This is a genomic window from Flavobacteriales bacterium (assembly GCA_013214975.1).
In the GTDB taxonomy this organism is placed as follows: Bacteria; Bacteroidota; Bacteroidia; order DT-38; family DT-38; genus DT-38.
On record JABSPR010000418.1, the window covers coordinates 1 to 4,164 of the forward strand.

Annotated in this window: 4 protein-coding genes; all 4 read right to left on the reverse strand. The window is 35.1% G+C overall.

The features are described 5' to 3' along the window. Nucleotides 1-79 precede the first annotated feature (79 nt). Genes HRT72_13000 through HRT72_13015 form a run of 4 tightly spaced genes read right to left on the reverse strand, consistent with a single transcriptional unit; the run spans nucleotide 80 to nucleotide 4,145 of the window. A complete protein-coding gene (locus HRT72_13000) occupies nucleotides 80-820 on the reverse strand; it encodes a diphthine--ammonia ligase (protein ID NQY68624.1) in 741 nt (246 codons plus the stop codon). A gap of 56 nt (nucleotides 821-876) precedes the next feature. Beyond that, on the reverse strand, nucleotides 877-1,443 hold the full coding sequence (locus tag HRT72_13005; GenBank protein NQY68625.1) for a hypothetical protein: 567 nt from the start codon (nucleotides 1,441-1,443) through the stop codon (nucleotides 877-879). Between the two features lie 51 nt (nucleotides 1,444-1,494). Next, nucleotides 1,495-2,556 (reverse strand): YncE family protein, encoded by a 1,062-nt coding sequence (locus tag HRT72_13010; GenBank protein NQY68626.1) that lies wholly within the window; start codon nucleotides 2,554-2,556, stop codon nucleotides 1,495-1,497. Beyond that, entirely contained in the window at nucleotides 2,553-4,145 is a 1,593-nt protein-coding gene (locus tag HRT72_13015) for a hypothetical protein (protein ID NQY68627.1), read from the reverse strand. The genes HRT72_13010 and HRT72_13015 overlap by 4 nt, the downstream gene beginning before the upstream one ends. Nucleotides 4,146-4,164: the final 19 nt, after the last annotated feature.

The following is a 4,164-nucleotide window of genomic DNA, read 5'->3' on the forward strand; positions in this document are numbered from 1 at the left end:
AAGAAGAATCAAAGAATAATCAACTTGAAACTCCTGTGGTTTTTATTATAGGGCAAAACGCTGTACCTATTGCGTAACTCTATTTGCCAATAAGGTCGCAAAACCAAAAGCCAAAGTTAGATACCTCCTCCTCGTGCTTTGTGTGGTATGAATCTTTTGAATCGGTTGTCACCTTTGTTTTTTTGTATTCTTTATAGACCTTCTCCCCTATTTCGAAATTAATTGGTTCTTTAAAAATAGGCCCGTCATAAACAAACGAATGGAACTCTCCATTTTCACCACAAGGATCAACAACTTCCGGTAAATCTTTTAAAAAATCATAATCTATTAACCTTCCCGAGAAGCTTTCATCCATGTACTTACTGTTATGACATACGATAACGGATTTATAGCCAAGGTCTATAAATTCCCTTACCAGCTTAACTGTAGGCCTTTTCCATATCGGAAAAACTGCCTCTAATCCAATTTTCGCTAATTGCTTCTCTCTATACTCTTTTAAATCTTCCAAGAAAATATCACCAAAGATGGAATGGGTTACTCCGTCTTTCATTATTTCTTTTAATGCAACAGTCATCAATTCCTCATACTCTTGCATATTGGGAGACTCAGGAAGCTCTAATTTCCGAAGTGGTAATCCAATACTTGCTGCTTGTTTTTCTAACAGATCCACGCGAACTCCATGCATAGATATTCTATCAAAATGAGTATTAACACTTGTAAGCAAAGTAGTTATTTCGAACTCTTCACTCTGCATTAGTTGATGCAAACAAAATGTGGAATCCTTTCCTCCACTCCAATTAAATAGGGCCTTTGGTTTCATGGCAAAAAAATAGTCCCGGGTTCTCCGAGACTATCAATTAAGTTTTATATTATTCGTTAAGCTTTTACTTTAGCCAACGCTGGAATCTTATACTGCATTAATTCAAATGCTCCAAAAAATGCCGTAACGTAAATCAAATCACCTAAAACAGCATGTCTGAAAAAAGGAATACCTGCAGCATAACATGCGCTTAATCCCTCTAATGTCATTGGGTATAATGTGCCACCCATCCAAGTTCCTAAATTTGTAAGAATAAAAAATGACAGTGAGCCAGCAAGAGCTCCACCTATTACACTAACAGCTTTTATGTTCTTACCTACTTTAGAACCTAAGAATACAATTAAAGCAAATCCAGCATATACATAGTACATCCCAGAATAAAATCCTCCATGTTCAAAATGGCCTAGTTGGTGAGCGATTTCCAATACTCCGTCACTAAGTAGTAGTGAACCTAGCGGTAATAAATAAGCAAGCGTTCTATTCTTTAAATATGCACCTGCAAATAATGCCATAGCCGCAACTGGTGTAAAATTCCAAGGATGATCCAAAAATCTACTAAACGCAACTAATAGGATAAAGAATCCAATAAATGTATTTCGCTTACTCATTATTTCATTTTTCATATTGCAGTGAATTATTGATTCTTAAAATTACAATTTTTTCGTGGACTTGATTTATTTAAAAGCAAAATTGCCCGGTATAATACCTGAAGGAAAAGAGTTAATCATGCTACCCGATTCTCCATCATGCACATAAATTGTCCCCGATTGAACATAATCTACCGCATCGGCAAGATATACATCACCGCTTACCGGGTCTACGCCCAATCCATAAAAAAGATGCCCTTCGCTAGAAATGGTTTCCACTTGAGGTAATTCTAAATCATAAATAGACATTTTGAATACACCTCCGTTTAAGAAATACAGCATATTCCCTTCACCATTAATAACTAGTTTATTGGGTGACATTGATAAAGAATTAAACGTAAATTCTCTAATTACTTTGTCTAACAAAGGATCTATTTGAACGAGTTTAGGCAACTCTTCTTGGTATCCTCCACTCGATAATATCCATAATTTATTGTCCTTATCGAGAACGATACTTCCTGGGCTACGCTGTAGTTCCAACGAAGAAAGTACAGCATCTGAATTGGCATCTACAATGTATAAACGATCTCCAGAGATTGACGAAGTATCTACATTTGTTATATAGACTTTATCGTTCGTCATTTCCATTTCTTCCGTAAACCCCTCTATGTCAACCTGCCCAATAACTTGATACGTTTCCGGATTAAAAATGGCAACATAATCAGCATACAGGTCTGTAACATAAGCCTTTGCAGAATCGATTATTTGAATATACCGTGGAGCGACAAGGCCATCAATTGTCCCCAATAACTCGAACGTATTTAAATCAACTACTTCTATCCTATTCGAATTATTTACAACGATGTACCCTTTTCCGTTATATACCTCCATACTTTGAGCAATATCACCAAGAGACCTTCCATTTACTCCTTTAAATACTTCTTGAGTAACCTCATTCGTTTTTACACTGTAATGAGTAATTGAAGAATTACCCCATTGAAAATTGCCTTCATTTATTATAAATACAGATTCTGTTGTATCGATTAAAGAATAATCTTTGCTATTCACATTAACCGGTCCTATACCTTCTTTTTCGCAAGAGTAAAGCCCAAGCAATATAAATACACCTATATAACCCGTTATTTTCATTCCTCTTTCTTGTTTTGCTTGAGCCAATAAACTCCTAGAGATATCCCATAGTATCTCCCAGGCATCGGACGATATGGGATAGTTTGGTACTGAGCATTCAAAATATTGTAAACCCTAAATTTAATATCGAACTTAAAATTCTTCGATTTTAAAACAGTACCTGTTACTATATTACTGATGCCAAAGGCCGGCATATACCACGAGTTGTCTGTCGTTATAAATCGAGAACCTGTATAGGAATATTCATAGGTTAAACTCATGTCTTTATACAAGATTCTAATAAATGATTGAAAGTTATGCTTTGGCACATATATCAACTGCTTACCGAAAGAGGCATCCGATTCACCTATTTTACTTTTATTCACTGCATTTACATACCCATACACTCCGTTTAGGTTGTACTTTAATTTCCCTAAATCACCTTTTATAGATGCAGACAACTCTCCTCCTTCTCTATAAACTTCTTTTAAATTCTGAGCAGACCAATTATATCCATCAATTGGCTGCCATAAAATCCAATTGTTAATTTTAGAAACATAAGCTGTTCCTTCCAAACGGACTTCAATATTATTCTTCAAAATAAACTTAGAGCTAAATCCAGATTCGGCTATCCATCCTTCTTCAGGAACGAGATCGGAATTACCCCCTTTATCCCAATACAAATCATACATAGAGGGCATATTAAAGTTTTTTACATAACTCGCTTTCCAATTTAATTTATCATCTGAGAGCATTTTATTTTCAGAACTCAAAGAATAGATCAAGGGAGAGAAGCCCTCATCAATCAATAATTCTCTTATGTGAATATTTATCAGCCATTTATTAATTGAACGGATTTTAAAATCAGAGAATAGTGAGGTTATATTTCTCTTGAGGTAATTCAAGTCTGAAGCTGATCTGTACTTTCCGTCTTGATAACCATCGGAGAGGGAATATTCTATTTTATGCTCCAAGCCTGATTTAACTGTAATCTTCTTGATCTGTTGATGCCAATTAAATTGGGAATTCCAAGATTGACCTAAGTGTTCAGAATTGATATTAGATAAAGTATCCTCAAAGAAATGAACGTAATCATGTGAATAGGCTGATCTTAATTCAAAATAACTATTCGATTTATTAATGTGCTTCCAAGCCAAATACCCGCGACTTGATTGATTGACTAAACCAGAATAATCGATTGTATTAAGGGTTGGAGGAATTTGTCTTTCGTTTTTAAAATGCCATACACTTCCTTCAACTGTATTCTTCTTATTCCATTTATAATGCAAGTCTTGCATAATGTGATAAAGAGAAACTCTTGAATTAACTTGATTTTCCGTTGGCATATCCTGTTTGGTAATATTTAGGTAAGGAAAATTATTTAGAGAAGAACTGTAAACCACTTTTATTGCAGACTGGATCTTTTTATTCCCATAACGAATCGAAATATTCGACCTTGTATCTTGAAAGGAACCATAATACTGGTTTACATCTACCTCTAATTTCTTATTCCAGTTAACTTTATTTTGAAGCAGAACGCTTCCCCCTAGCCCACCGGTTCCATTTTTCACACTAGCACCACCATAGGCTATCTCAACATTATTATTCAATGAAGCAGGAATTAGAGAC